Source organism: Paucibacter sp. XJ19-41 (assembly GCF_028462495.1).
Classification (GTDB): domain Bacteria; phylum Pseudomonadota; class Gammaproteobacteria; order Burkholderiales; family Burkholderiaceae_C; genus Roseateles_E.
In genome coordinates, this window is record NZ_JAQOWX010000288.1 from 1 (window position 1) to 703 (window position 703).

A 703-nucleotide genomic window follows, 5' to 3' on the forward strand; every position below is an offset into this window, starting at 1 on the left:
CCGCCAGCTCGGCCGACCAGGGGCTGTCGCGCTGCACATCGCCGTCGCGCGCCGCACCAAGGCCGCGGAACAGCGCGGCGCTCAGCTCGGCCAGCGTCTCGTCATCGGCCGCCGCATCCAGGCCCTTGAACAGCGCCAGCGCGCTGCGCAGCCGCCGCAGGCCCACACGCAGCTGGTGCAGATGCTCGGGCGCAAACAGGCCATCGGCCAGCTGGCTGGCGTTCGGCAGGATCTGCTGCAGGCAGGCCAGCAACACCGCGTGCAGGCCCTGGGCCGGCGTGCTGCCGCGCTGCAGCTGGACGGGCCGCGCGCCGACCGGCGGTGCCATCGCCTCGGCGCGGGCCAGCATATCGCCGCGCTGGGCCTTGGTCCGCTGGTCCAGCCACAGGCCCAGGCGCAGGGCGTGGCGCTGGGCCACCTCCAGCACCGCCTGCGGCGCGCCGCTGAGCAGCTCGATCTCAAGCTCGCAGACCGGCAGGCGCTGCGGGCCGCCGGCAGCCCCATCGGCGATCAGAAAGCCCTCGTCGAAGGCCAGCTCGACGACACCGCGCCGCGTGCGCAGCGGCCGCTTCAGCCGCCAGATATCGGTGCGGAACAGGCAGGCCAGCGCGTCGGCAGGCAAGCCGGCCAGCAGCGCCAGCAGGCGCTCACCGGCCGGATGGCCGGCATGGCGGGCGGCCTCCAGCGCCGGGAGCGTCGCGCC

1 protein-coding gene is annotated in these 703 nt (G+C 75.5%); it reads right to left on the minus strand.

Annotation, left to right across the window (positions count from 1 at the left end; genetic code table 11):
- Positions 1-703: CYTH and CHAD domain-containing protein (locus PO768_RS29020; protein ID WP_272648825.1), on the minus strand; the 703-nt coding region annotated here is incomplete at both ends.